The organism is Nonomuraea sp. NPDC050328, from assembly GCF_044459405.1.
Lineage (GTDB): Bacteria > Actinomycetota > Actinomycetes > Streptosporangiales > Streptosporangiaceae > Nonomuraea.
The window spans coordinates 258700-284768 of record NZ_JBITIW010000004.1 but is presented as its reverse complement, the minus strand read 5'-3'; the positions used below and the strand labels follow the sequence as shown (position 1 = coordinate 284768).

The 26069-nt window shown below is 69.4% G+C and carries 19 protein-coding genes and 1 tRNA gene; 5 read left to right on the top strand and 15 right to left on the bottom strand.

Translation table 11 applies throughout. The features are described 5' to 3' along the window. Positions 1-82 precede the first annotated feature (82 nt). The 6 genes from ACIBG7_RS17555 to topA form a co-directional block, all read right to left on the bottom strand. On the bottom strand, positions 83-682 hold the full coding sequence (locus tag ACIBG7_RS17555; protein ID WP_397336867.1) for a permease-like cell division protein FtsX: 600 nt from the start codon (positions 680-682) through the stop codon (positions 83-85). Next, on the bottom strand, positions 679-1158 hold the full coding sequence (locus ACIBG7_RS17550; protein ID WP_357928932.1) for a SigE family RNA polymerase sigma factor: 480 nt from the start codon (positions 1156-1158) through the stop codon (positions 679-681). The genes ACIBG7_RS17555 and ACIBG7_RS17550 overlap by 4 nt, the downstream gene beginning before the upstream one ends. 113 nt (positions 1159-1271) lie before the next feature. Further along, a complete protein-coding gene (locus ACIBG7_RS17545; protein ID WP_397336866.1) occupies positions 1272-2450 on the bottom strand; it encodes a DNA polymerase III subunit delta' in 1179 nt (392 codons plus the stop codon). A gap of 62 nt (positions 2451-2512) precedes the next feature. Continuing rightward, positions 2513-4555, bottom strand: a complete 2043-nt coding sequence (gene tmk, locus ACIBG7_RS17540; RefSeq protein ID WP_357928927.1) for a dTMP kinase — start codon at positions 4553-4555, stop codon at positions 2513-2515. A gap of 88 nt (positions 4556-4643) precedes the next feature. Then, entirely contained in the window at positions 4644-5855 is a 1212-nt protein-coding gene (locus ACIBG7_RS17535; protein WP_357928924.1) for a metallophosphoesterase, read from the bottom strand. Positions 5856-5949: 94 nt separating this feature from the next. After that, positions 5950-8643, bottom strand: coding sequence for a type I DNA topoisomerase (gene topA / locus ACIBG7_RS17530; protein ID WP_357928921.1), 2694 nt, complete (start codon positions 8641-8643; stop codon positions 5950-5952). Positions 8644-8838: 195 nt separating this feature from the next. Between topA and ACIBG7_RS17525 the strand changes: the two genes are divergently transcribed. After that, complete coding sequence (locus tag ACIBG7_RS17525; protein WP_357928919.1) at positions 8839-9024, top strand: DUF5703 family protein; 186 nt, start codon at positions 8839-8841, stop codon at positions 9022-9024. Between the two features lie 64 nt (positions 9025-9088). On the opposite strand, the gene ACIBG7_RS17520 is transcribed toward ACIBG7_RS17525, so the two are convergent. From ACIBG7_RS17520 to ACIBG7_RS17510, 3 genes are all read right to left on the bottom strand, one after another. Continuing rightward, complete coding sequence (locus tag ACIBG7_RS17520; RefSeq protein ID WP_397336865.1) at positions 9089-11053, bottom strand: chaplin family protein; 1965 nt, start codon at positions 11051-11053, stop codon at positions 9089-9091. A 276-nt stretch (positions 11054-11329) separates the two neighbouring features. After that, positions 11330-11917, bottom strand: coding sequence for a hypothetical protein (locus tag ACIBG7_RS17515; protein ID WP_397336864.1), 588 nt, complete (start codon positions 11915-11917; stop codon positions 11330-11332). 115 nt (positions 11918-12032) lie between these two features. Then, positions 12033-13307 (bottom strand): M20/M25/M40 family metallo-hydrolase, encoded by a 1275-nt coding sequence (locus ACIBG7_RS17510; RefSeq protein WP_397337126.1) that lies wholly within the window; start codon positions 13305-13307, stop codon positions 12033-12035. Positions 13308-13437: 130 nt separating this feature from the next. Between ACIBG7_RS17510 and ACIBG7_RS17505 the strand changes: the two genes are divergently transcribed. Then, positions 13438-13522, top strand: a tRNA-Leu gene (locus ACIBG7_RS17505). A 1111-nt stretch (positions 13523-14633) separates the two neighbouring features. Here ACIBG7_RS17505 and ACIBG7_RS17500 read toward each other — a convergent pair. Beyond that, positions 14634-17558, bottom strand: coding sequence for a YbhB/YbcL family Raf kinase inhibitor-like protein (locus ACIBG7_RS17500; protein ID WP_397336863.1), 2925 nt, complete (start codon positions 17556-17558; stop codon positions 14634-14636). A gap of 595 nt (positions 17559-18153) precedes the next feature. Here ACIBG7_RS17500 and ACIBG7_RS17495 point away from each other — a divergent pair. Together ACIBG7_RS17495 and ACIBG7_RS17490 are read left to right on the top strand one after the other, a co-directional pair. Then, complete coding sequence (locus tag ACIBG7_RS17495; RefSeq protein WP_397336862.1) at positions 18154-18600, top strand: helix-turn-helix domain-containing protein; 447 nt, start codon at positions 18154-18156, stop codon at positions 18598-18600. A gap of 222 nt (positions 18601-18822) precedes the next feature. Next, positions 18823-19122, top strand: coding sequence for a hypothetical protein (locus ACIBG7_RS17490; RefSeq protein WP_357928895.1), 300 nt, complete (start codon positions 18823-18825; stop codon positions 19120-19122). 329 nt (positions 19123-19451) lie between these two features. Here the strand turns inward: ACIBG7_RS17490 and ACIBG7_RS17485 are convergent, their stop codons facing one another. The 5 genes from ACIBG7_RS17485 to ACIBG7_RS17465 all read right to left on the bottom strand — a co-directional run bounded on the left by ACIBG7_RS17485 (position 19452) and on the right by ACIBG7_RS17465 (position 24532). Next, the gene (locus tag ACIBG7_RS17485) at positions 19452-20609 is read right to left on the bottom strand and encodes a CU044_5270 family protein (protein ID WP_397336861.1); all 1158 of its coding nucleotides are present in this window, start codon (positions 20607-20609) and stop codon (positions 19452-19454) included. Then, positions 20606-21145 (bottom strand): RNA polymerase sigma factor, encoded by a 540-nt coding sequence (locus tag ACIBG7_RS17480; protein ID WP_397336860.1) that lies wholly within the window; start codon positions 21143-21145, stop codon positions 20606-20608. Before ACIBG7_RS17480 ends, ACIBG7_RS17485 begins: the two co-directional genes overlap by 4 nt. Positions 21146-21423: 278 nt before the next feature. Next, the gene (locus tag ACIBG7_RS17475) at positions 21424-22521 is read right to left on the bottom strand and encodes a LacI family DNA-binding transcriptional regulator (RefSeq protein ID WP_397336859.1); all 1098 of its coding nucleotides are present in this window, start codon (positions 22519-22521) and stop codon (positions 21424-21426) included. A 12-nt stretch (positions 22522-22533) separates the two neighbouring features. Further along, entirely contained in the window at positions 22534-23451 is a 918-nt protein-coding gene (locus ACIBG7_RS17470) for a PfkB family carbohydrate kinase (RefSeq protein WP_397336858.1), read from the bottom strand. 76 nt (positions 23452-23527) lie between these two features. Next, the gene (locus ACIBG7_RS17465) at positions 23528-24532 is read right to left on the bottom strand and encodes an SIS domain-containing protein (RefSeq protein WP_397336857.1); all 1005 of its coding nucleotides are present in this window, start codon (positions 24530-24532) and stop codon (positions 23528-23530) included. 229 nt (positions 24533-24761) lie between these two features. Between ACIBG7_RS17465 and ACIBG7_RS17460 the strand changes: the two genes are divergently transcribed. After that, positions 24762-26069 carry an ABC transporter substrate-binding protein gene (locus ACIBG7_RS17460; RefSeq protein ID WP_397336856.1) on the top strand — a complete coding sequence of 436 codons (1308 nt, stop codon included), beginning with the start codon at positions 24762-24764 and terminating at the stop codon, positions 26067-26069.

Genomic DNA, 26069 nt, shown 5'->3' with positions numbered 1-26069 from the left:
GAGGGTGGTCCATAAGGCCATTCCTTGCCACCTCGCGCCCACCTCACACCTCGATTCCGGAGGGACGCCGACGACGGGCAGCTCAGCAACCAGGTGTGAGGACGATCAGCCCGAGGAACGGCATGCACTGGCGATTGACCGCCCGGTTCACCCCGGGCATCGTGCCGACCGCCTGGACCACCGCCTGGCCCTCGGCGGCGGAGCCGACGTTCACCAGGAACGACTCCGGCATGTCGCGCACCTCGACCAGGGCAAGGATCTCCGAATCGCTGCGCTTGGCTCGGAAGTTGCGATAGGCCGTCGCCTGGTCCTCGAAGACGACCTCCCGGACTCCCGGCAGCGAGGTGAGAGCCTGGCGGACGGCTTCACGCTCCTCGGAGGTGACCGTCCGGCCGAGGCACGGCGCATACTCCACCGCGTTGCAGAGGAAGACGACCACGGGGTAGCGCGGCGACGGACTGGTGAAGGCCATGGCGTCGACCTGCCCGCTGCGCGCGCCGACGGCGGCGGCGCCGAAGGCGACGAGCCCGGCCAGCACGACGGCGCCCAGGGCGTAACCGATCCGGAACCGCCCCCGCACGCGCCGGTGGTCGACGACTCGCAAGGGCCGGAGCCCGGCCGGCTCGACGCTCGCTCCGGCCGCGGAAAGGGCGTCACGCAGCCGGTCTTCCATGACGCTCATGACGTCTCCCCAAGCGCACTGGCGAGGGCCTTAAGCCCCCGCGCGATCGTCGACCGAGCGGTGCCACCGCTGATCCCCATGGTCTCGGCAATCTCCTGGTCGGACAGCTCGAAGTAGTAGCGCAACACCAGCGCCTCCCGTTGCCGCCGGGGCAGCTCGCGCAGGGCCAGCAGCACCTCGCGCCGCTCCTCCCCCAGCAACGCGGCGGTCTCCGCCGACCAGACCGGCGGATCGTACGGCACCGCCTTCCGGAAGACCGTCGCCCGGCGCCGCAACACCGACCGGCACTGGTTGAGCACGGCGGAGCGGACGTAGGCCAGCGCCTTGGCCGGATCTCGCAACCGCGCCCGACCGGCATGGGTGCGCGTGAACGCCTCCTGGACGACGTCCTCGGCGGTCGCCCGATCGCCGACCATCATCAGCGCGAGCCGTACGAGACCCAGCTGATGCTCGGCGAACAGGCTCGCCACGTCCACGGGCTCCTGGCGCTCGGCACGGGAGAGTAGTGCTTCGGCTTCCACAGGACAGAGACGTCCGGCGGCGTCATCTGCTGCTTCCCTCGGCAAGAAAAGACGAGAGATACTTCCGGTCAGCGGGGAGCGCGCAGGGACAGGGTCATGGCCTCGACCGCGATCTGCGGGTTGACGTTCGCCTCCAGGCGCTCGCGGCACTGCATGATCGCCTCGATCCGCAGCAGCGTCTCGTCGGGTGTGGAGGCACGGGCCAGCCGGTCGAGGTCGAAGCGGTGGTCGTCGTTGGCCAGCTCGACGGGCGCGCCGAACTGCATGGCCAGCACGTCACGGTAGAACCCGGCCAGCTCCAGCAACGCCGCGTCCAGGGTGTCGCGCTTGATGCGCGTGGCCCGGGACTTCTGCCGGTCCTCCAACTCCTTGAGCGCGCCCGCGCCGCCCCGCACGAGCCCGCGGTTGAGGCCCTTGCCGGTGGAACCCTCGCCGTACAGCCGGCGCAGGTCGGAGGTCTCCGACTCGTTGAGCGTGGTGGTGGCCGCCGTGGCCTCCTCCTCGGCCGTCTTGACCAGGCGTTCGGCGGCGGTGACGCACTCGCCCACGCCGGTGAGCGTGGCGGGGATGCTCAGCACGGCCTCACGACGCTGCCGTACCCCCTCGTCGAGCGCGAGCTGGCGGGCACGGTCGAGGTCGCCCTGCGCGGCCCGCGCGGCGAAGCGAGCGGTGGCCTCGGGGACGTTGTCCCGGGTGGCCAGCTCGTGGGCGACGGCCTCGGTGGACGGGATGACCAGGGTCACCACGCGACAGCGGGAGCGGATGGTGATCAGCAGGTCGTCGGCGGAGGGCGCGCACAGCAGCCAGACCGTGCGCGGCGGCGGCTCCTCGATGGCCTTGAGCAGCGCGTTGGCCGCAGCCTCTGTGAGGCGGTCGCCGCCCTCGAACAGCATCACCCGCCAGCGGCCCTGGGTCGGGGCTCCGGCCGCGCGCAGGATGAGCTCGCGGGCCTGCTTGATGCCGTAGGACAGGCCGGACGGGCGCACGTGCTCCAGGTCGGGGTGGGAGCCGACGAAGACCTGGTGGCACTGGTCGCAGTGGCCACAACCGCCCTGCGCGCACATCAGCGCCGCGGCGAAGGCCCGCGCCGCGTTCTCGCGGCCCGCACCGGGCGGGCCGGTGAACAACCAGGCGTGGGTCATGCCCGCGCCCCGCCCGCCGGCGACGACCTCCGCGGCGGCCGCGGAGGCGCGTTGCAGCACGGCTGTCGCGCGATCCTGGCCGACGAGATCATCGAATACGCCCACGCGACAAGGCTAGCCGCCCGCTCCGACGCTTTGGCCCAGGTGACCGGATAACCCGGAGGGCTCTAGTCGCGGATCGCGGGCATCGTGCCGGTGGCGTCCTCGGACTCCTCCGGCACCGGGTCGGGCAGGATCTCCCGGATGCGGTCCTGGATGGCCCGGGTGATGTCGTCCGGCGCCCACGTGCCGTCCACGACCAGGTAGCGCTCGGGGGCGGCCGCCGCCAGCGCCCGGAACTCGCGCCGCACCTTCTCGTGGAACTCCAGCGGCTCGGCCTCGATGCGGTCGGCGGCTCCGCCGAGCCGGCGCAGTCCGACCTCGGGCGGGGTGTCGATCAGCACGGTGAGGTGCGGCACCAGCCCGCCGGTCGCCCAGGCGTTGACCTTGGAGACGTCGGCGGGGTCGAGCGCCCGCCCGGCGCCCTGGTAGGCCAGCGAGGAGTCGACATACCGGTCGGTGACCACGACGGCGCCGCGGTGCAGTGCCGGCCGGATGACCTTCTCGACGTGCTCGGCCCGGTCGGCGGCGTAGAGCAGGGCCTCGGCCCGCGCCGACAGCCCCTTCTCCGCGGCGTCGAGCAGGATCGCGCGAAGCCGCATGCCGACCTTGGTCGCGCCGGGCTCGCGGGTCTGCACGACGTCGAAGCCCTGGTCACGCAGCCAGATCGCGATCATGCGGGACTGCGTGGTCTTCCCCGAGCCCTCGCCGCCCTCGAAGGCCACGAAGAGCCCGGGCACCTGCTCCTCGGGCTCGTCGGAGTACGCCTCGCCGCGCACCGCCGCGATCAGGTCGGCGGACAGCGAAACGCCGCGCCGGTCATCCATGTGCCGCAATCCGACTATCCCCACAACAATCGCGAGTGCCCCGCCGAGGGACAGGACCAGGTTCGCACCGTCGAACTCGTAGCTCAGCGCGCCGGCCTGGATCGCATGCGAGCCGAACAGCGCGGCGAGCGGGCTGGCCACGGCCACCACGAGCAACAACGTCACCCGAGCGGTGGACTGCAGGAAGGAGAAGGTGCGCCCCCGGATCGAGTCCTCGACCTCCAGACCGATAAGGGTATACCCGATGGTCCAGGCGATCCCCGCGCACGCGCCGAGCGCCACGGTCAGCATGACCACGATGACCAGGTTGTGGATGAGCGCGATGGCGACCAGCACGACGCCGGCGGCGATGATCGACAGCCCGAAGAGCCGCCGCCGCGACAGCTCGCGCAGGAAGCGCGGTCCGAAGAACATGCCCAGGGCCATGCCGACGAAGACCGCGCCGAAGACCACGCCGTAGGCCGCGTCGCCGCCGTCGAGCGCGGTCACGTAGGTCTTGGCGACGCCCACCACCGCGCCGCCCGCGGCGAAGGCGCCGAGCATGCCGATGATCAAACCGCGCACCAGCCGGTTGCCGCCGACGAAGCGCCAGCCCTCGACGATCTGCTTGAGCACCGAGGGCGGGGCGAGCGAGCCGGCCAGCCGCGGGATGTCGTGGAGCCCGAAGATCAGGAAGGCCGAGACCAGGAAGGCGAGCGCGTTGATCAGCAGCGCGAGCTCGCCCGAGACCAGCCGCGAGCCGTCGCCGAAGAAGTCGCCGAGCAGCGAGAGCGCGGCGAACAGCGCCGCGGCCAGCGGAGCGGTGCCGTAGGTGACCAGGAGGTTGAGCTGGTTGGCCTGCTCCAGTTGCTCCTTGCCCACCAGGTTGGGCACGGTCGCTTCCTTGGCCGGCACCCAGAACAGGTTGACGCACTCGATCAGCAGCGTCGCGACGATCATCCACTGGTAGGCCGCGCCGGGAGCCAGCCAGACCACGGCCGCGATCGACAGCACCAGCGCGGCCCGGGTCAGGTCGGCGACCACCATCGTGGTGCGCCGGTCGAACCGGTCGGCGAAGGCGCCCGCCACCGGGCCGAGGACGATCGCGGGCAACATCTTGGCGATGAAGACGCCGCCCACCGCCAGCGACTGCGCGCGGAAGTCGCCGGGGGCCATCAGGTTTCCGGCCAGCGCGGTCAGCGCCAGAATGTTGAGCCAGTCGCCCAGGCTGCAGACCGACATGGCCAGCCACAGCCTGCGGTAGGGGGCGTTCGCCAGCACGTGCGCCGGCTTCCGGGCGGTCATGGTGTCAGCGTATCCAGGTGCTCACAGGGCCAGATGTCAAATGAACGCGCCGGATATGCCCGGCTTGACGCTGAGGCTAATACGTCCGCTATCCGCCCGCCCCTATTTCGAGCAGGGTGATCTCAGGCGGTGCGCCGACCCGGACCGGAGGTCCCCAGAAGCCTGCCCCTCGGGTGACATAGACCTGGACGCCGTCGACAGCCTCCAGGCCGGAGACGACCGGTTGCTGCATCGGCACCACCAGGTTGAAGGGCACCATCTGGCCGCCGTGCGTGTGCCCGGACAACTGCAGGTCCACGCCGTACTGCGCGGCCTGCCGTACCTGCACGGGCTGGTGGGCCAGGAGCACGGTCGAGCGGCCCGGCGCGCGCCCGCCCAGGGCGGCCTCGAAGTCGGGCCCGTCGTCGTACTCGGTGCCGTTGACGTCGTTGACCCCGGCCAGGTCGAGGACGGCCCCGCCGTGCCGGATCTCCACGCGGGAGTTGCGCAGCGAGCGCACCCCCAGGCTGTCGAGCTCGTCGATCCACTCCTGCGGGCCGTTGGCGGTGTAGTACTCGTGGTTGCCGGTGACGAAGTAGGAGCCGTAGCGCGACTCCAGCCGCGACAGCGGCTTGGCCAGCCGGCCCAGCTCCGCCACGCTACCGTCGACCAGGTCGCCCACGATCGCCACGACGTCGGCCTCGAGCTCGTTGATCATGCGCACGATGCGCTCGGAGTGACCGATGCCGGTGAGCGGGCCGAGATGGATGTCGCTCACGACCGCGAAGCGCAGGCCGTTGAGCCGGGGGTCGAGCTTGGGCAGGAGCACCTTGACCGGCTCGATCACCGGGTCGCCGAGCGCGGTCCGCACGCCGTACCCGACGGTGCTCAGCGCGCCGGCCCCGGCGACCAGGGCGGCGGTGCGGCCGATGAGCAGCCTGCGGGTCATCGGCACCGGTTCGGGAGCGGGAGCAGGCGCCTCGACGGGGGTCTCGGGGACGGTCACGGGCACCGCCACCGGCGCGGGGTCACGCAGCAGGCGCCCGGCCACGAAACGCGGGATCTCCAGCACCACCAGGAAGACGACCAGGTAGAACATGATCGCCACCCACATGTACCCCGGCCAGGCCACCCAGTGCCCGCCCTCGGTGCGCGACGCGACGAAGGTCACCGGCACGAGCACGGCGAGCCCGGCCATCGTCCAGGTCAGGACCCGCCGGGCGCGGCCCGGCCGGGTGGTGTTCCTGACCAGGCGCAGCCAGAGGTAGAAGTGCACGCCAGCGACCACGACGAGGATCGTCGCGAAGAAACCGAGAATCACGGGCACATGCTACGAGGCGGGTGCTGAGAAGCCGCTCAGGAAGGTCCCTCCTGTGGACAACCCCGCACCCGCCCGCCCAGCCTGTGGACGACCGCTACGACTTGGCGGCCGGCGCCTTCTTGGCCGCGGTCGTGGTCTTCTTCGCAGTCGTGGCCTTCTTGGCCGCGGGAGCCTTCTTGGCCGGGGCCTTCTTCGGCGGCGGCGCCTTCTCGCGCCGCTCCGCCAGCAGCTCGGCCGCCCGCTCGATGGTGATGTCCTCCACCGTGTCGCCCTTGCGGAGCGAGGCGTTGGTCTCCCCGTCGGTCACGTAGGGGCCGAAACGCCCCTCCTTGACGACCACCGGCTTCTTCGAGTTGGGGTCGTCGCCCAGCTCACGCAGCGGCGCCGCGGCCGCGGCCCGCCGTCCACGCGTCTTGGGCTGCGCGAACAACGCCTGCGCCTGCTCGATGGTGACGGTGAACAGCTCCTCCTCCGAGGCCAGCGAGCGCGAGTCGGTGCCCTTCTTGATGTAGGGCCCGAACTTGCCGTTGAACGCCTGGACCTCCTCGCCGTCGAGCACGCCGACCACCCGCGGGATGGACAGCAGCTTGAGCGCGTCCTCCAGCGTGACCGTGTCGAGGGCCATCGTCTTGAACAGCGACGCGGTGCGGGGCTTGGCCGCATCGGCCTTGCGCGTCCGCTTCTTCGGCGTCTCCTCGGCGGGCGGCTCCGGCAGGATCTCCGTGACATACGGGCCGTACCGCCCGTCCTTGGCCACGATGGTGTTGCCGCTGACCGGGTCGGTTCCGAGCACGTGGTCGCCGCTGGGCCGGGAGAACAGCTCCTCGGCCTTCTCCGCGGTCAGCTCGTCGGGCGCCATGTCCTCGGGCACGTTGACCCGCGCGCCGTCGCGGTCGAGGTAGGGGCCGTAGCGGCCCACCCGCAGCACGATGTCGGTGCCGCGGATCGGGAAGGAGCTGATCTCCTTGGCGTCGATCTCGCCGAGGTCGGTGACCATCTCCTTGAGGCCCTCTTCGCCCTCGGAGTCGCCGTAGTAGAACTTCCGCAGCTCGGGCACCCGCTCGGCGCGGTCGTTGGCGATGTCGTCGAGGACCTTCTCCATGGTCGCGGTGAAGTCGTAGTCGACCAGGTTGCCGAAGTGCTGCTCCAGCAGGTTGACCACCGCGAAGGCCAGGAACGAGGGCACCAGCGCGGTGCCCTTCTTGAAGACGTAGCCCCGGTCGAGGATGGTGCCGATGATCGAGGCGTACGTCGACGGCCGGCCGATCTCGCGGTCTTCGAGCTCCTTGACCAGCGACGCCTCGGTGTAGCGCGCCGGCGGCTTGGTCGCGTGGGCCGCGACGTCCAGCCGGGAGAGGTCGAGCGGGTCGCCCTCGACCAGGTTGGGCAGCCGCTTCTCGGAGTCGTCGCGGTCGGTCGCCGGGTCGTCGGCGCCCTCGACGTAGGCCTTGAGGAAGCCGTAGAAGGTGATCGTGCGGCCGGACGCGGCGAACTCGACGTCGTCCCCGGCCACCCGCACGCTGACCGACTCGCCGACCGCGTCCTTCATCTGCGAGGAGACGGTGCGCTGCCAGATCAGCTCGTAGAGGCGGAACATGTCGCCGGACAGGCCGGTCTCGCCCGGCGTGCGGAACTCCTCACCGGACGGGCGGATCGCCTCGTGGGCCTCCTGCGCGTTCTTCACCTTCGAGGCGTAGACGCGCGGCTTGTCGGGCACGTATGCCGCGCCGTACAGCTTGATCGCCTGAGAGCGCGCGGCGGCGACGGCGGTCTCCGACAGCGTGATGCTGTCGGTACGCATGTAGGTGATGAAGCCGTTCTCGTAGAGCCGCTGCGCCACCTGCATCGTGTACTTCGCGGAGAAGCCCAGCTTCCGGCTGGCCTCCTGCTGCAGCGTGGTCGTCCGGAACGGGGCGTACGGCTTGCGCGTGTACGGCTTGCGCTCGACGGACTTGACGCGGAAGGCGGTGCTGCCCAGCCGGGCCTTGAGCGCCTGGGCGGCGTCCTCCGACAGGTGCAGCACGTCGCTCTTGAGCCGGCCGTCCGCGCCGAAGTCACGGCCCTGGGCGACCCGCTTGCCGCCCACGCTGACCAGCGTGGCGGTGAAGTCGCGCGGCGACTCCTCGGGCTTGTTGGTGTCGAACAGCGCCTGCAGGTCCCAGTAGGACGCGGCGGTGAACGCCAGCCGGTCGCGCTCGCGCTCGACCACCAGGCGCGTGGCCACGGACTGCACGCGGCCCGCGGACAGACGCGGCTTGACCTTCTTCCACAGCACCGGGCTGACCTCGTAGCCGACCAGGCGGTCGAGGATGCGGCGCGTCTCCTGGGCGTCGACCAGGCGCAGGTTGAGGCTGCGCGGGTTGGCGACGGCGTCCTGGATGGCCTGCGGGGTGATCTCGTGGAAGACCATGCGGTGCACGGGCACCTTGGGCTTGAGGACCTCCTGGAGGTGCCAGGCGATCGCCTCGCCCTCCCGGTCCTCGTCAGTGGCGAGGTAGAGCTCGTCGGCGTCCTTGAGGAGCTGCTTGAGCTTGGCCACCTGCGAGCGCTTGTCGGCGTTGACGACGTAGAGCGGCTCGAAGTCGTGGTCGACGTTCACGCCAAGCCGCGCCCACGGCTCCCCCTTGAACTTCTCGGGGATGTCGTCGGCCCGCTCCGGCAGGTCACGGATATGACCGATGCTGGACTCGACGGTGAACCCGCGCCCGAGGTACTCGGCGATCTTCTTCGCCTTGGTCGGCGACTCGACGATCACCAGGCGGGTTCCGCTGCCGTTCTTGGCTGGCACGCTGCTTCCTACCTCGCTGTTCGCTTCGTTCTACATCCCCACCCGATTTGGGCACAGATTTGAAAGGTAACCCGGATCCCCCCGAATTGCCTTCCCCCCGGGGCTACCCACTCGCTTTCGGGTCCACCCACAAGCACGCAGAATAAGGCCCACGGAGCGGCGTCTCGCCCTGACTCACCCAGGAGACTAATCGTTGTGCCCGACTACACCTACATGGATGTGTACATCCCCCGTGGTGTCTCGCGCGAAGCAGCACGTCAACTGCTGACCGAGCATGCCGAACACGGACACTGGGAACTGGCCCGGGTCAGGATCTATTCCGACGGAAGCCGCCGCGTACGGCTGCGCAGAAGGATCATCAGGGTCAGGAGCACGCTGTAAACAGGGCTTTGCCCGCCCCGGGCCATCGCCCCCGGAACGGGCAAAGCGTCTGTCAGCGCACTGCTTACTTCTTGCCGAAGCGCAGGCGGCGGGTGGTGGCGAAGAGCGTCGCGGAAGCGGCGAACATCGCGCCCAGCACCAGCGCCAGCAGCGAGCTGGAGTTCATCCCGGTGACGCCGGCCGGCTGAGCGGCGCTCATCAGGCCGAGGTCGCCGACGGGCAGCGTGCCCGCGGCCTGGCCGACGGCGCCGCCGACCGGGGTAGCGGAGACGAGCGAGGTCGCCGGGCCGAGCGCCGAGAGCGGGCTGGACGACTTGGTGGTGGCGGCGGCCCTGCCCTGCTGACCGGGTACGGCAGGCGCACCGGGCAGCCCGGGCAGCGCCGGCAGCGCGGGCAGGCCCAGCATGCCGGGCACGTCACCCACGACCGGCACGGCCGGCAGCCCCGCGCCGCGCATGGGCTGGGTCATGTTGCCGACGTCCTTGAGGCTGGAGACCGCGGGAACGACGGGAAGCGCGGGCAGCAGGCCGCTGGCCTGGGCCTTCTTGCCGGTGCTGGCCTGAGCCCAGTGGTCGTAGCCGTCGGGGTGCTCGTCGACCGGCTTGCCGACGCGCGAGCCGCCGAGGCAGCCGGCGGCGGCATCGCCCAGGACGGCCACCGCGTTGCCGCAGACGTTGACCGGCGCGGTGATCGGCGCGATCACCTGGTTACCGGCCAGGACGCCGGAGCGACCCGAGGTACGGTTGCCGCCGGCCTTGAGCCCGTCGTGCGGCGAGACGCTGGCACCGCCCTTGCAGTGGGCCTCGGACAGGCCCAGCGCCGCGATGGCGTTGCCGCAGGCGTTGATCGGAGCCGTGATCGGAGCGACGACCTGGTTGCCGGCGCCGACGCCCGACTGGCCGGAGGTGTGGTTGCCGCCGGCGCCCTTGCCGCCGTTGCGGACCGAGGCGCCGCCCTTGCACCCGGCGAAGGCCTGGCCGAAGACGGCCACGGCGTTGCCGCAGACGTTGACCGGCGCGGTGATCGGCGCGACCACCTGGTTACCCGCGAGGACACCGGAACGACCGGACGTGGTGTTGCCGCCGGCACCGGAGCCGGCCGTGGTGTTCTCGACCGAGCTGCCGCCCTTGCACCCGGCGGGCGCGTTGCCGACCGCGTTGCCGCAGGCGGTGATGGGAAGGCTGATCGGCGCGATCACCTGGTTGCCCGAGCCGGCGCCGAAGCGGCCGTCGGTGTCGTTGCCCTTGGAACCGTGCGGCCAACCACCGGCGTGGTAGTCGTGGGCGGGCTTGCCCCCGCCGCCGGAGTTCGTGACCGACGAGCCGCCCTTGCAGCCGGCGAAGGCGTCCCCGAAGACCGCCACGGCGTTGCCGCAGATGTTGACCGGGCCGCTGATCGGCGCGATGACCTGGTTGCCGCCCAGGACCGAGCTGCGGCCGGAGGTGGTGTTGCCGCCGGCGCCGGTGCCGATGTTCTTGACCGACGAGCCGCCCTTGCAGCCCGCGGTGGCGTCGCCGAAGATGGCCAGCGCGTTGCCGCAGGCGTTGATCGGCGCGCTGATCGGCGCGGTGACCTGGTTGCCGCCCAGCACGCTGCTGTCGCCGCTGGTCTTGTTGCCGCCCGCGCCGCCCTTGCCCGAGGACTTGACGCTCGCGCCGCCCTTGCAGCCGGCGTCGGAGTTGCCGAAGAGCGAGACGGCGTTGCCACAGGCGTTGATCGGGGCGCTGATCGGCGCGTTGACCTGGTTGCCGCCCAGGACGCTGCTGTTGCCCGAGGTCTTGTTCTGGATCCCGGACGGGCCGGTGTTCTCCACCGACGCGCCGCCCTGGGAGGAGGCGTTGGACTCGCCGGCGATGCCGGCCGAGTTGCCGCTGATGTCGATCGGCAACGAGATCGGCAGGTTGACCTGGTTGCCGCCGCCGACGGAGGAGTCGCCGGAGGTGTCGGCGACAGCCGTACCGCTGCCGAACGACATGACCGCGGCGGCGAGCAGAGCCGCCGGGGCGGATGCCTTGGCCCACGTACGCATGAAGATGCTCCTAGTGGTTCTTGGGGGGATACCTGACGGTTCGCGGGCATGCCGAGGCCGATCAGCCGACTTTTCGGGTACGGCACAGCGGGACCTCGGACGCGGGACGCGAACCAGGAAGACTGACCTGCGGGGGGCCTTGGGCCTCGCTCCGCGTTCCGGCTGGTTCGCCCAGGTTCTGACTTGCCTGGGGGACGTGCCGGGCACTGACGCGCACGGTCATCGGGACCGGCGCTCGCCGCTGAGGTGAACTCAGGCGGGCTCGGTCATGCTCGGTCAGTCAGGTGAGAAAGAAGGGTCGTCCGCCGCTGTGCGGACGACGGGGGGCAGCACGCACGCCAGGGGGGCGCGCTGTGCCAGCAGCCGCGGGTCGAAAGCGAACCTCGCGACGTCCCCCATGCCAGGCCCGAACGGGCCGCTGCCACCGCCGTTGGGCACCAGGCCGTTGGGGCCCGAGGTGTCGCCGGCGGTGGAAGGTGTTGGGAGGCCGGGCTTCGACTGGCTGGTCAGCCCGTCGACATGGAGCCCGGCCATCGCCTCGGTGTTGTCCGGCACCGACGCGGTTGTGGTGTCGACCGTGGGGAATCCGGTGACGCCCTGAGAGGCTTCGTGCGTCCGAGCCTGGGTCTGAGCGGCTTCGGCGTTGGCCGGAGCCGCTCCGAAGAGCAGTGCGAGCAACCAACCGGCGACCATCAGGCCGCCTACCGTGAGTGCTCTAGAGAGGACCGTGCGGGCGCCGGCCGCGAACCGCGCCATCCGGACCGCCTGGGCGGTCCTCTCCCGGTGGTCGGCTCGCTCGGGGAAAGCAGCCACGGGCACGCGCCGAGCAGCGAGGGAAGACTCCCTCACCTGCTGCTGCGGCATGCGTGCCACGTGACCTCCCGAGCTCCAGAACCGGCCCCTTGACGGGGCCGGTCCTCGGACTCACCCCTCAACGGTCCGTAACCGTAGCAGCACCCAACGTGCTCGCAAAGGGTTTTCAGGCGAGATCCAGGAATCGGTCAAGAACTCTGGTCCCAAACCGGAGCGAATCGACCGGGACCCGCTCGTCCACCCCATGGAACATCCCCGAGAAGTCCAGGTCGGCCGGAAGCTTCAGGGGCGCGAAACCGTAGCCCCTGATCCCCAGCGTGCTGAACGCCTTGAGGTCGGTCCCGCCACTCAGCGTGTACGGCAGCGCCGTACCCTCCGGGTCCTCCTGGGCCAGCGACTCGACCATCGCGCTCACCAGCCCGCCCTGGAAGGCGAACTCCAGCGCGGCCTGGTTCTGGATGAACTCCCGCTGCACGTTCGGCCCGAGCAGCTCGTCGATCGTGGCGAAGAACTCCTCCTCGTACCCCGGCAGGAACCGCCCGTCGATGACCGCCTCGGCCGACTGCGGGATCACGTTGGCCTTGTAGCCCGAGCTGAACATGGTCGGGTTGGCGGTGTTGCGCAGCACCGCGCCGATCATCTTCGACAGCGAGCCGAGCTCCTTGACGATCTCCTCCGGGTCCTTGCCCGGGCCGATCTCGTCGAACAGCGCCTTCATCGTCGGCGTCAGCCGTACCGGCCACTCGTGCCGGCCGATCCGCGCCACCGCCTCCGCCAGCTCGGTCACCGCGTTCTCGCTGTTGAGCATGCTCCCGTGCCCGGCGCGGCCCTTGGCCGTCAGCCGCATCCAGGCCATGCCCTTCTCCGCGGCCTCGATCAGGTACAGCCGGCGGTTGTCGTGGGTCACGCTGAACCCGCCGACCTCCCCGATCGCCTCCGTGACGCCCTCGAACACCTCGGGATGCTTGTCGACCAGGAACTTCGCCCCGTAGTCGCCGCCCGCCTCCTCGTCCGCGGTGAAAATCAGGACCACGTCACGCGGCGGCTTCCGCTTCTCCGCCACCCGCTGCCTGGCCACCGCCAGGATCATCGCGTCCATGTCCTTCATGTCGACCGCGCCGCGGCCCCACACGCACCCCTCGGCCACCTCGCCCGACAGCGGATGCACCTTCCAGTCGCCCGCGTCGAACGGGACCACGTCCAGGTGCCCGTGCAGCAGGAGCGCCTCCCTGGACGGGTCGCTGCCCTCGATCCTCGCGACGACGTTCGCCCGCTTCGTGTCGCTCTCCAGGATCCGCGCCTCCAGCCCCACCTCCGCGAGCTTCCCCGCCACGTACTCCGCGGCCTCGCGCTCACCTGGACCCGCGTTGTCGCCGGCGTTCCTCGAGTCGATCCGGATCAGGTCACGGCACAGGTCTACGACCTCGTCCTCGCCCATCATCGCTCCTTGGTTTCTCACGATTTGTGACCTCCATCCTGCCGCTGCGGGAATCTCGGTATGACTCACCCCCGAGAGTTTGCTAACCTAGCTTTCGCCGACGCGGGATGACGGTCCCGCGTGCAGGCACCAAGTCCGGGTGGCGGAATAGGCAGACGCGCTAGCTTGAGGTGCTAGTGCCCGTTAAGGGCATGGGGGTTCAAGTCCCCCCTCGGACACCGACGAAGTGCACATGTGGAGGTTCGGAGAGATCCGGGCCTCCACAAGTCGTTTCTGGGGCCTTTAGAGCAGGCTGAGCCCGATGTTCGCGCAGACCTCGGCCTTGTCGGCTGGGCCCTTGACGACCTGGGCCATGGCGGCTACGCGTTGTGTCTGGGTCTCGGACATCCACTGGGTGGCCAGGACGGCATCGGGAGATGCTCGATGCTCGATTCTCGGTTCGTCTCCGCCATCTACGCTTCAGGCCCGCTGCTGAGCAGACCGCTGACCAGCTCCGCCCTCCGGGTGTGTGTGCGCTACGCGTCGGCGAGCACGCCGCACTTTCGCCACGGCTAGGAGCGGTTCGAGGTTCGGACCTCAGGTGAGGCCCGGGATGGGCTGATCATGACAGCTAGAACCTGGACATGGCGCGTTTCGGTATGACAGATGCCGAGCGGGCGGGTATCGAATACATCTCCCGTGGCGGCGATCAGGCCGCTGCGTCGGCGGGCGCGGGATCAGTTCAAAGGGATCCCGTGGTGCTTTCGCACCGTCTCGGGCTGGAGTGATGTGCCGGGACGGACGATGTGGGCCCTGGTCCACGCTCTACTCCCGGTTCAACGGCAGGGCCAGAGCGAGTCCCGCGAAGGATTCGTCTACGTCTCAGCTGACCGCAAGAGCACACCGTGTGCACCTGAGCGACGACAACAGGCGTGTCGACGCCGAGTACGCCACCTCCATGTTCGGCATCTACAAAGGTGCCCGACGAATCGGACCCAGGTCCGGATGCGGAACCGGCAGCACACTCGTCGCCCGCATCGATGTCTTCAAGATGTGTGTCACCGCCGGCCTGAACCGGACGTGCCACAACCCCCGTATGGATCAACGGCGGGAGGTGAGTTCCCAGGCCAAGGTCTACGAAGCCCCTTCTCCGGCTGTGCGGCACAGGTCAGGAAGTCCCGGCCCATGGTGAGTTCCGAAAGCCTTCTCGCGTTCGCCGCCTTGCGCCGAGATGAGATCACCTCCGCGGATGCACGGGCGAGACCCCGTCTTCCGCCGAGGGCCTCGCCTTCCAGCCGAGGGCCCTCACCGTGCCGGGTGAGGGCCCTCGGCCGGGGCGAGCCTGCCTTGCTAACTGGTGGAGGCGTTGGAGTTGCCGGCGAGCTTGGTGCTGGCCAGGTCTCTGGCCAGGATCGCCGTCTCCACCGCTGCCACCGAGGACGACGAGCTCACCCCGGGCAGGGTGGCGGTGTCCAGGGCATACAGGGTGAACTCGTACTTGTGGGTGGACCCTCCAGGGCATGGGCCGAAGTACTGCAGCGACTTGTTCCCGCTGCTCATCGCCTTCTGCTTGGCCGGTGACTGGTTCGGCACGCTGTACCCCAGGCCGAGCCCCTCAGGAAGGCTGAGCTTGGACGCCGGGATGTCCCAGATCGCCCAGTGCTTGCCGCTGTTGGCGGTGTCGATGAAGGTGATCGCGTAGCTCTGGGTGCCCGTGGGCGGGTTGGCCCAGGCCAGCGGGGGCGAGATGTCGTTGCCCGACACCTTGTCCTGGGCGCAGGTGTACTTGGTGGGAATCGTGGCATTGTTGGCGAAAGCCGTACTGGACAGCGAGAACGGCGGCGCCGCGAACTTCAGCCGCACGATCACGTTGTCACGGACGGTCGGCGTGCCTCCGCTCTTGTCGTTGTTGGTCGAGGTCAGCCAGAGGCCGCCGTCCGGGGTCTTGACGACGGTGCGCAGCCGGCCCCAACGGGTGTTGAAGAACGCGCGCGGAGTGTCGACGGTGCTGCCGTTGATCTTCATGACCCACAGGCGCTGGCCGCGGACGGCCGCCATGTAGATCCAGTCGTTGACGATCTCCAGGCCGCTGGGTGAGGCGTCGGCGACCGGCCAGGTGCGGATGGGCTTGGTGTAGGCGGCGTTGCCGCAGCCGGCGCCCGTGGTGCCCTCACACTCGGGCCAGCCGTAGTTCTTGCCCAACTGGATGATGTTGAGCTCGTCCAGTGCGCCGTCGCCGAACTCCGAGGCCCACAGCCGGCCCTGGGAGTCCCAGGCCAGGCCCTGCGGGTTGCGGTGGCCCAGGCTGTAGACGAGGGGCGCGCTGGGGAAGGGGTTGCCGGGCGCGCCCGCGCCGGTCGGGGTGACACGCAGGATCTTTCCGTTGAGCGAGGTGAGGCTCTGCGCCCGCTCCGGGACGTAGGCGTCTCCGGTGGTGATGTAGAGCATCCCGTCGGGGCCGAACTTGATCCGGCCGCCGTTGTGGAAGCGGTTCTTGGAGATGCCGGTGACGATCGCCTCGCGGGCGCCGATCGCGCCGTTCTCGTACTTGAAGCGGACGACCCGGTTGTCGGTGGAGGAGGTGTGGTAGGCGTAGACGTAGTGGTCGGTGGCGAAGTTCGGCGAGACGGCCAGGCCGAGCAGGCCGCCCTCGCCGCCGGTGGTGACGGCCTCGGTGACCTTGCCCACCAGCGTCTGCTGTCCGGTGGCGGTCACGCGGTAGATCTCGAACCGGTCGCGCTCGGCCACCAGGGAACTGCCGTCGGGCAGGAAGCCGATGCCCCACGGAAGGTCGAACTGGGTGGTGATGTCCTTGTCGTAGACGGGGTCTCCGCCGCCCGCCGTACCGTTGGTCCTGACGGTCAGCGGCGCGCTCTTGGCCGAGGTGTTGCCGTTGGCGTCGAAGGCCTCGATGGTGAAGGAGTAGTCCTGGTTGGCGGTCAGGCCGTCGGCGGTGGCCGTCAGGTCCGGCACGGTGGCGAACTTGGCGCCGTCGCGGTAGAGGTTGTAGCCGGTGACGGCGATGTTGTCGGTGGCCGCGTTCCACACGAGCGTGATGCTGGAGGATGTGACCGTGGTGGCGCGCAGCCCGGCGGGGACGGTCGGCGGCTGGGTGTCGTCGCTCGGCGGGGTGGTGATCGAGAGACTGTTGCTGCCCTGGGAGGCGTTGCCGGCCAGGTCGAAGGCGGCGACGCTCAGCACGTAGCCGGTGTTCGGCGTCAGGCCGCCGACCACGAAGGTGGTGATGCTGCCGCTGACGGTCTCCAGGACGTTGCCGCCGTTGAAGATCTTGTAGGAGCCGACACCGACGTTGTCGGTGGAGGCGTCCCAGGACAGCTCCACCGAGTTCGGCTTGACCTCGCCCACGACGCGCAGGTTGGCCGGCGCGGTGGGCGGCTCGCTGTCGAAGGGGGCGGTGGTGGCCAGCTGGTCGAGGTTGGGCCCGCCGTTGGCCGTGGTGGCCTGGGCGCGCACCTTGTTGGTCCCCGCGCGCAGGGTGGCGGTGACGGACTTGGTCACCCATGTGCTCCACGCCCCCGTGCCGGGGAAGGCCAGTTCGTCGGAGACCAGGGTGCCGTTGACGGAGATGTCCATCGGGCGGTTGGTGGTCGTGCCGTTGGCGAAGCGGAAGCTCAGCTCGTAGTTGCCGGCCGCGGGGGCGATGACGTCGAACTCGACGGCCGAACCGGCCACGTTGTCGTAGTTGACGAACCCGGTGCCCTGGAAGCCCGCGTGGTTGCTCTCGACGACGCCCTGGACGATCGTGGCGTTCTCGGCCTGCAGCGCCGTGGGGGCTGCGGCCACCTCGACGTCCACGTAGTCCAGGTTGGGGTTGCCGTTCACGGTGGTGGAGGTGAGGCGGATCTTGTTGGCGCCCGCGTTGACCGGAGCCGTCAGCGTGGTGGTCGCCCACGTGCTCCACGCGCCGGTGCCGTTGAAGGGCCGGTTGGCCGAGACGACGGTGCCGTTGACCGCGATGTCGGAGGCCCTGTTGGCGGTGGTGCCGTTGGCGTACCCGATGGTCAGCGTCGCCTGGCCCGCGGCGGCGGCCTGGACGGTGAACTCGACGTAGCTTCCCACGACGTTGTCGCCGTTGACGAAGCCGGTGCCGGAGTAGCCGGCGTGGTTGCTCTCGACGGCGCCCTGGGACAGGGCGGCGTTCTCTGCTTCGTATCGGGTCGGCGCGGCCTGGGCCGGCAGCGCCGTCACCAGGCTGAGCAGCAGCCCTGTCATGAGCATGCCCGCTAAGGAGCGCACCGTTCTGACGGATGGCATGAATCCTCCTGCTGTCTGGGGGAAGAGACCAGGGAGGTCGTTAGGAAGGTTTACTAACTTTCTTGCCAAGGCGCAGGACTGTCAAGGGAGGGGACATACCTCGAGAAATCTGGCGATAGGCCGTGTCCAGAAGATCAGCGCGGATCCAGAGCAGTGTGCTGACCAAGGTGATGGCTGCCTGTTAATTGCGGTCGAGCCTGTCGTGGCGGGTGGGCGGCCCGCCGCGGGTGCCTCGCCACGAGCGGGCGGCCTGCTGGTCGGCGCGTCCGGGAGTGGTGGCCTTGATCCCTCGCGATCGTAGGTGGCCGCGGATGCCGGGGGGAGCTGTAGGCCTTGCGTCGCGCAGGGGCGCCAGGAGCGTCTCTTCGGCGGCTCCCCGGTTCTCTGGACTGGTGCGAGTCTCAGGGTCGGGTGACGGTTCTGGCAGATGGCGTTCAAGCGCTTGGGACGACACCTCGTCGAGAGACGGTCTCACTGGAGAGCGTTCTTCGACGGTATGGGCGACGCGTTCGTCGTCGAGGAGGCTAGGTGCGGGCGCGCGGGCGGTGTTGTGTTCCGGGGATGAGATGAGGAATTTTCCGGGGGCTTCGAGTTCATGGGCGTGCCAGCCGGCAGCCGCGATATCGCCGGTTTACTCAAACTCGCTGTCAAGTACGACGGAGCCAGCCAGGTCCGGCTCAGCGTGGCAACCGGCATCAGTCAGCCACGCATCAGCGCCATGGTTCGTGGTTCGGCCGGCCCCATCACCGAGCTTGCCGTCTTCGAGCGGGTCGCGGACGGCTTGGGCCTGCCCGACCATGCGCGCATGATTCTGGGCCTCGCCCCACGAGACGTCGCCGCCCCGACTCATGACGTCGACGAAGAAGGCCGAGAGCAGATCGCCGAGCTCACCAGTCGGCTGGACGCCGCGGCGGTCATCGACGCCACCATGGTCATGATCCTCTCGACCGACACGAACAACTTGCGATTTCTCGACCGCAAGCTGGGCGCGACCCACCAACCACGGGATCATGCAGTGGGGCAGCAGGACCTGCGGCCCTAGCGGGCACCTCGGCCGCTCCACCTACACCTGCCTGATGAATGCCTTCGCTCATGCCAGCTCTCGCAACCACCAGGTCGCCTTCACGTTCAGTTGGAAGCCTGTCAACGAGAGGCACCCGAACAGCCCCGGCGGATACTGGCACACGAGCGAGGTGGCGGGCCGCATCGAGTACCGGTCCGGACGGACGATCACGTGTCAGTTCCCGCTCTTAGGAGGTGTCCAATGATGGACTACACCAGCGGCGGGACCGCCCACCTCTACCTGGAGCTCTCCGACCGCGACGATCCGTCCAGCCGCTGGGTCTGGACCGGCTACATCGACAACGAGGATGGCACTCCCGATCGTGAGCCGGGACTCGCCGCCCAAGTCCCCCCGTTCGATACTGATCAGGAGGCCATCGCCTGGGCGCTCGAACGCACCGGACGCGTGGTCATCTACGATCCCGACAAGAACAATCCGTTCTGGGCGGGTTCAGACCCAGCTCCGGATGATGTTCCCGTCCTTCGGTCCGAACGACCATGACATGCCTGTGACGTGCTGGTTCATACTGCCGTGCCGCCGACGACGGACAGCCGTCCACCGCCGGCGATGCTGGCGTTCCACCCGCTGCCGTGCCGCCACTCGCCCGTGTCGCCCGTGATCTTCACTTTGGTCTCAGCGATATGGCAATTGCTCTTCCAGCCGGTGTTTGGCCAGGTCGAAGGCCCACTCAGCTTGTCCCGTGTGGTTCACGATAGGGCTGGACCACGGGGGACGACTCCAGTGATGGGTTGAGACGTCCTGCGACGTCTCACGCCATCACCGGGTAGACCCCAGCTGCGAGAGCATCACCGCCGGGGTCGGCATCCCTGTCAGTCCCCCTTCTTGCACCCCTTCGGCGGAGAAGCCGGCGGTCCGCTCCAGCCCGACTCGGGGCCGCGGGCCTGGTAGCTCATGACCTCATCCTGGGTCGCCCCGAAAGCAGTGCGAGCCGCATAGGAGACGCGCGCAAGGGTCGCCCCTGTCCCCGGGTCGAGGATCTGCCTGTCGTAGACCGGCACCTCCTTGCGCGGCTGGTCGGAGATCACCACCGAGCCGCCCGCCACGCCGAAGTCCACCGACATGCCCGTTCGGCCCAGCGGATCCGTCACGGTGCCCACGACCCTGGTGGTCGGCAGGTCGGCCAGGACGCGGATGATCGCGGCACGCTGGGCGGGGCTAAGTGGCATGCCCAGGAGGTTCACGGTGGTGGGCAGGAACTTCTCGAAAGGCTCGGTGAAGCCGCGACTGTTCCAAGCCTCGTGGTAGGCGCGCAGTCGCTTCATGAGCGCGGCCGGATCGGTGGGGAGGGCCGCCAGGTCCGCCATGGTGAACTCGCTGACCGTGGTGTCGGGATAGGTTCCCCGGGGTTCCAACTTCACGGTGTACCTGCAGTCCGTCGGCTCGTCGGCGACTGGCACCGGATCGCACGGCCCGCTGGTCTCGCAGTACCCCTTGACCTGAGCAGGAGCGCCCGCGGCCCGCCAGGCGCGCTCGTCGGCGGCCGTGGCCGGGCGGGCACTGTCCTGCCGCCACACCTGGGTGTGCACCAGGTCAGCGGGGTTACGCGGCTGCCAGGTCTCGCGGCGGCCGACGACCACGAGCCGGTAGCCGTCGGCAGACAGCGAGTTGCCGTCGATTCTCACCTCGCGCCAGTAGGCGCCGGTCTGCGCGGGCAGCTTCTCGATCCTGTCGGCCAGGTCGAACAACTCCTGGTTTGTCTTCACCGGGCTGAGTACGGCAGGCGCCGGGGACAGCTTCGGCACCAGCGCGAACACCATGGCCACAACCGCGGCCGTTGCCAGCGGCGCCAGAAGGAACCACAGGCGCGACCGGGTCCGCGAAACCGGGGCCTCCAGCAGGGCCGCTCTCACGGGTGCCTTGGTGCCGGCCATGGACAACATGTCGTCAGCGGACAGGCGTGATCCGCGCTCGAGCGAAGCCGGGCGGGCCTTGGCGAGCAGGTCGGTCGCATCGGGCTTGCGGCTCATCGCAGTTCCCTTCCTGGAACAGTCACGGGCTTTCGAAAGGTGGCGGTAGAGGTGGCGTCGACCGCCGACTGCAGGCGGCGGCGCGCCCGGTGCAGGCGGACGAAGAAGGTGGCCTTACTGCAGCCGAGGACCTCGGCCGCCTCCGTGCTGGACAGGCCGTGCCAGGTGGTCAGGGTGAGGATCTCTTTGTCGGCGTCGGACAGACCGGCTAGCGCACGCAGTACGGCGACGCGTTCGGTGGCGTGTTCGCCCACGTCGGAGGCTGCCTCGTCGATCCACGTTCGCAGTTCGGCTTCCAGGGATTGACGCCGGGCGGCCTGCCGGAAGTTGTCGCGCAGGATGTTGCGGGCGACGCGGAGAAGCCATGGCAGCTGCGCGTGGTCGGGGATGCTGTCCAGACGCCGCCAGGCCACGAGGAAGGTCTCGCTGACCACTTCCTCCGCGAGTTGATGTCCGGCGCGACTTGCCGCGTAGCCGTACACCCGCGCTTGGTAGGTGTTGTAGAGCGCGGTGAAGCGCTCATGGGGGTTTGGCAAGCCGGTTCCTTCGGTCGGGGACAGACACTCAGAGAGCAAGTGGTCCGAAGGAGGACTTTCTTACATCCCGATCATGAGTTCTTTGTAGCCGACCGGCGGGTGTTCCGTCGGCGGCGCATCGAGGCCATCGGCGCGCCCGCTGCCGGACGCTATGGGGCCGAGGGCATGAGCAGGGACCTTCCCGCAGCGGTCTCGGCTCGGCCGCGTACACAGGACCCGCAGGGCGGTCGACTTGCCCGTGCCCGACATCCCGTGACCAAGTCCGGCCAACCCCCGGTTCAGGCGCCGCGCAGCGGGGCGACGGAGGAGCGCACGACGAGGCGGGAGCTCAGCGTGTGCATCTCCCTGCGCGGCTCGGCTCCCGCGATGGTGTCGAGCAGCACCTCGGCCGCCTTCGCGCCCAGCTCGTGCACGGGCTGCTCGATCATCGTGAGGGGCGGCTCCATGACCGCCGCCCACGAGCTGTCGTCGAAGCCGATCAGCGCCACGTCATGCGGGCAGGACAGTCCTGCCGTCCTGAAGGCGCGCAGCGCGCCGGTTACCGCGTCGGTCTCGGTGCAGAACACCGCGGTGATCCGGTCGGGAAGGGCCAGCATTCTGGCGACCTCCCCCGGCACCCGCTCCTCCGTCTTGCGCCCGACCATCACGAGGTCGGGGTCGAAGGGGATGCGGGCGTCGTCGAGGGCGTCGAGGTAGCCGCGCAGGCGCTCGCCGTCCGTCCACAGGTTGCGGGAGGCGGCGGTGAGCAGCCCGCGCCTGGTGGCGGGGGCCTGCGCCACCGGCGGACCCCAGACGAAGCCGATGCGGCGGTGACCTGCTGCTATGAGGGTCTCCACGGCCTCCCTCGCCGCTGCACGGTTGTCGATGACGACCGCGTCGAGGTCGAGCGAGGCGACCGCGCGGTCGACGAGGACGACGGGGATGCCCCGGTCCATCGCCGCCTTGATGTGGGCGACCTCCGTACGGTCGACGGCGGCCGAGGCGATGATGACGCCGTCGACCCGCTTGTCGATGAGCACGTTCGTCGCCGCGACCTCCTCCTCGAGTTCCTCGTAGGTGCTCAGCACGATCGTGTCGAAGCCCCTGGCACGTGAGGTGTCGGAGATCCCGCGCACGACACCGGCGAAGAACGGGTTGCCGATGTCGGCGACGATCACGCCGAGGGTGTGGCTCACCCCTGTCGACATGCTGCGGGCCAGCGCGTTGGCCCGGTAACCGAGCTTCTCGGCCGCCGCGAGCACCCGTTCACGCAGTTCGGGGCTGACATACCCATACCCGCCGAGCGTCCTGGCCGCCGTGGCGCGGCCGACCCCCGCCTCGGCGGCCACCTCGGAGATCGTCGGCGACCCCGCCACACGGCCCCGGTCAGCTGGCATGGATGACGTCCCTCATCTCTCGTGTTCGGCGGCTGCCCACATGCTAGCCACGGTCGCCCTGTCCGGGGCTCTGCCGTGGCCGAAGGCCCCTTCGACGAAGCACTGCTCGTAGGCGGCCGCGGCGCCGTCGTGCAGAGCGCGCTCGATCGCGTCCGGCTCGGGAGCGGCCCCTTCGGCCTTCGCCGACCAGCCGCCACGCAGCAGGGAGACGGCGAATCCGGCCAGGAAGGCGTCACCGCAGCCCATGGTGTCGACCACCTGCTCCTGCTCCACCGGGCGCGCGGGCGCCGCCACCGTGACGCGGCCGTCGTGGGCGATCGCCCCCCGCACGCCGCGGGTGGCGAGCGCCATCCGCGCGCCCCGCCGTACGGCGTCGGCCAGCAGGGCGCGCGTCGCGGCGTCGCCGAGGTGGGAGCACGACAGCAGCACCAGGTCGGCGTGCGGGCAGACGCGGTCGAGATAGGAGGGGGTGCGGTACTCCTCCTCGCTCGAGAGGTCGAAGCTCACGAGCGGGCCGCGCCCTGCCAGCTTGGGCAACTCGCTCTCGCTGCGCGAGTAGACGCTCGAGTGGACGAGGTCGAAGGACGACGCGTAGTCGAGCAGGTCGCCTTCGAGCACCAGCGGCTCGCTGACCGTGACGCCGCCGCCGTTCCACCCGAGGAAGATCCGGTCGCCGTCGTCCACCCGCAGGGTGGAGACGCCGCTCTCCCCCTGTCTGACCACGCAGCGGTCGACGGCGACCCCCTGGGCAGCGATCGATTCGCGCAGGAAGGCGCCGAGGTCGTCGTCGCCGAACACCCCGAGATAGGCCGCTTCCAGGCCGAGCCTGCGCGCGTAGACGGCGACGTTGACGCTGTTGCCGCCCGGATAGTCGATGCCGCGGTCGACGAACCGGTCGACGATGTTGTCACCGAAGCCGAGGACTCTCATGGTTCTCCTGTGCGCGGGCGAGTGAGGGCGAGGGAGCGCGCCCCGCCCAGGTGGTGCGGACGGGGCGCAGGGATGCTCAGTACTCCATGACCCGGTAGTAGCGGCGCAGGTCGAGCGAGTGGTCGCGGACGCGCTCCAGGTGCTTGCTGACCCTGCTCAGCACGGTGTCGAGGACCAGCGGCGCGAGCAGGCCGCGGAACTCGGGGCTGATCCCCTCGAGCGGGTAGTCACGCGTGTCGAAGACGGTGACGTCGTCCGAGACCCGCCTGGCGAAGGCCTCGACCCGGGCGGTGAGGGGGCGCGTCTCGTCCTCGCCCTGGAAGATGACCACGCTGGTGTCCTTCTCGATCAGCTCGAGCGAGCCGTGGAAGAACTCGGCGCTGTGCACCCGGGTGGTGCGCAGCCACTGCATCTCCTCGAGGATGCACATCGAGTAGAGGTAGGTGAAGCCCCAGAGGTTTCCGCCGCCGACGAGGAAGTGGTAGTCGGTGTCCTGGTGTGCCTCGGCGAAGCCGGCGGCCACGGGCTCGGCCTGCTTCGCGACCTCGACGAGGACGCCGGGGATGCCCGCGAGCTCGTCGGCGAGCTTCTCGTAGCCGTCGAACTCGCCCCTGCGGGCCAGCAGCCGTCCCATGAACAGCAGCATCTGCAGGTCGAAGGGCCAGGTCTTCGGCTCGGAGACGAGCGCCACGTCGACGCTCTGGGCGACGGGCGAGTCGGCGTAGCCGGTGAAACCGACCGTGTAGGCGCCCTTGGCCTTGCAGTACTCGATGGCGCGGATGCTGTCGTCGGTCGTGCCCGAGACCGAGGTGAAGATCACCACGGAGCGCTCACCCAGGGTGGCGTCACCGGAGACGATCAGCTCCGCCGCGATCGCCGAGCGCACGGGCAGGCTGGAGGCCCGCCTGGCGAGGTGCTCGTACGGCCACATCTGGGCGTATGTCCCGCCCGCGCCGACGAGGAAGAGGTTGTCGAACCCCTCGTCCACGAGGCGGTCGACGAGCTTCTCGATCTGGGGGCGCAGTGCCACCGCGCTCGCCGTCTGAGAGAGGAATTCGGGCTCGTTGAATCCGAGCATCATCGCGTCCTTTCGGGAGTGTGCGGCCAACCTGAGACCGGTATCACGCGGCCATCACGCTGACACAGCGCCGCCATCGACGTCAATACAGCAGTTCAACGCCACAACACTAAAGATCTTGAGCTTGAGTCTGGTACCGGTATCAGTTCGTCTGTACAGTCAGCCCTCACCAAGCGGATCTGAGGTGCCACTGCACCGGCGGTCCCCTCTCCCCCCGAGAGAAAGGAAGCCCATGCGCCCACTGACGACGTTCGCGGCATTGCTCGGAACGCTCGCCCTCACCGGCTGTGCCGGTGGCTCGGGCGAGGCTCCCGCAGCCGACGTCACGGCGAAGCCGGAGTTCTCCGGCACGCTCAGCATCCTCACCAAGTTCGCCGGCGAACCGCTGAGCCCGTACTTCGAGAAGCTCGCGGCCGCCTACGAGAAGAACCATCCGGGGGTGAAGGTCGAGCTCATCCAGGAGACCGACCAGAGCATCAAGGACAAGTCGAAGACACTGACCGCCTCCGGCGCGCTGCCTGACATCTACTTCTCATGGACCGGCAACTGGGCGGAGAACTACGTCCGCGGCGGTCGCGCGGCCGACCTCACCAAGGTGATCGGCCCCGACACCGAGTGGGGCAAGTCCTTCAGCAAGGCCTCCCTGTCGGCCTTCGCCTATGACGGCCGCTACTACGGGATCCCGCTCTACAACAACGGCAAGTTCATGGGCTACAACAAGGCCGCCTTCACCAAGGCGGGCGTCAAGCCGCCCACCAGCTTCGAGGAGCTCATCAGCAGCTGCGCCACCCTGCGCAAGGCCGGCTACGAGCCCATCGCCTTCGGCAACAAGGACGGCTGGCCCGCGCTGCACTACCTCCAGCAGCTGTTCGCCTACAACGTGCCGAACGCCACCCTGCGCGCCGACTTCCACCCCTCGACGGCCAAGCTGGACGACCCCGGCTACGTCGCCGCGCTCAAGCAGTTCAAGACCCTCGTCGACACCTGCACCGACACGGGCAGCGGCACCAACGGCGTGCTCTACACCTCCGCACAGGAGGCCTTCTCCAACGGCAAGGCCGCCATGTACTACCAGGAGATCCTGGAGTTCGACAACGCGACGGCCGGCCGCGGGCTGACCCCCGAGGAGTTCGGCATCTTCCCGCTGCCGGTTCCCTCCGGCGCCGCGGGCAACCCCAAGGCGATCGAAGGGGCGCCCGAGGGCTACCTGGTCAACGCCAAGTCGCCGCGTGCCGCGCTCGCCGTCGACTTCATGAAGTTCGTCACCGAGCAGGAGAACGCGAAGACCCTCTCCGCTCCCCCGTACGGCCAGCCCAGCACGGTCGTCGGCGCCGTCACCCCCGACACCTCGAGCAAGGCCGTCTTCGAGGGCATCGAGCTGGTCAACCAGGCACCCGAGCTGGTCAGCTGGCTGGACATGGTGACGGTTCCCGAGGTGGCCGACGCGTGGCTGGCGGGCGGCGAGGCGCTCATCACCGGCGCCAAGAGGCCCGAGCAGGTGCTCGAAAGCGTCCGCCAGGCCTCAGAGTCTGCCAAGTAG